Source organism: Shigella sp. SIG3 (genome assembly GCF_053555855.1).
This window is the reverse complement of sequence record NZ_JBQZXE010000249.1, coordinates 1-1,124: the sequence shown is the minus strand read 5'-3', so window position 1 is coordinate 1,124 and position 1,124 is coordinate 1. Positions and strand designations below refer to the sequence as shown.

At 42.2% G+C, this 1,124-nt stretch carries 2 protein-coding genes and 1 pseudogene; all 3 read right to left on the bottom strand.

Going from position 1 to position 1,124, the window contains the following annotated elements; genetic code table 11:
• A partial coding sequence (locus ACUU1I_RS20675) for a glycosyltransferase (protein ID WP_449144918.1) occupies positions 1–332 on the bottom strand: 332 nt, incomplete at its 3' end.
• Positions 329–691: a GtrA family protein gene (locus ACUU1I_RS20670; protein ID WP_000915846.1), complete on the bottom strand. Its 363-nt coding sequence runs from the start codon at positions 689–691 to the stop codon at positions 329–331. The genes ACUU1I_RS20670 and ACUU1I_RS20675, both read right to left, overlap by 4 nt.
• Positions 692–952: 261 nt before the next feature.
• Positions 953–1,124: pseudogene (locus ACUU1I_RS20665) on the bottom strand (integrase); the annotation flags it as partial.

Sequence of the window (1,124 nt, the reverse complement as noted above, 5' to 3'; positions counted from 1 at the left end):
GCCTGCCACTTTTCAATAAGATGAGGGATAACCTCAATAGGGTCTTGCAGGTCGACATCAATAGGAATTACAGCATCGCCGCTTGCATGGTCTAACCCTGCAAATAAGGCTGGTTCTTTACCAAAGTTGCGTGTAAATGACAGCGGAACAACTAGCGGGTCTGAAACAGCCAGCGCGTTAATAATTGACTCTGTGGCATCTTTACTTCCGTCATTTATGAATACAATTTCTACTTCATATGGCTTCAACTCTTGGAATTCACGTACCGTTTTATAGAAAACAGGTATCGCTTCTTCTTCATTGAAGACAGGAACGACAAGAGATATTTTCATTTCGCATCCCTAAAAACAATGAACTTTGAATAGACGAAACCGCACACCAGACTGATGGCGGAGAAGGTGATAAGAGTAACTATTGGAGGAAGTGAGCATTTATCAGCAGCCCAACCAACAATCGCACTCAATATTCCCATGAATCCCACGTATAACATGTAGCGTATCGCTGTAGTCGATGCTTTGAATGTGAATCTTGCATTCGCGAAGAAGCTAAAGCTCACAGCTACTACGAAACCTGTGAAGTTTGCCAGGGCCTGACTGGTATGCGCGGCATAGATACATACACCAAAAACTACCCAGTGTATAAGTGTATTCAGCACACCTATAGATGTGTACTTTACAAATAACTTTAACATTTATTTAATCAATGAGTTCTGAAAGTCATGAAGTCTATCATCCAAGTCTCAATTGATCGATATTTGCTGTGTCTGATGAGACAAAACTGAGACACATAAGGCCTCGCAATGGCTTGCAAGGCTTTACATGTTTTGATTTAGTGGGACGTGTGAGCGCAGTGTTGATGGGGTAATGCTTTGAATTAGAAGCGGATTCTTATAATTCGTAATGCGAAGGTCGTAGGTTCGACTCCTATTATCGGCACCATTTAAATCAATAAGTTACACATCATTAGTACCTTCCTTATTTCTTGACTGGGACAAATTTGGGACCGATGGGTTCAGAATCGAGTCTATTTGCCGTGCGTGTTCGGTAAGGTGATTAGGTGCGAGGTGAGCATATCGACGAACCATTTCGATAGACTCCCAGCCTCCCATTTCCTGTAACACTGAT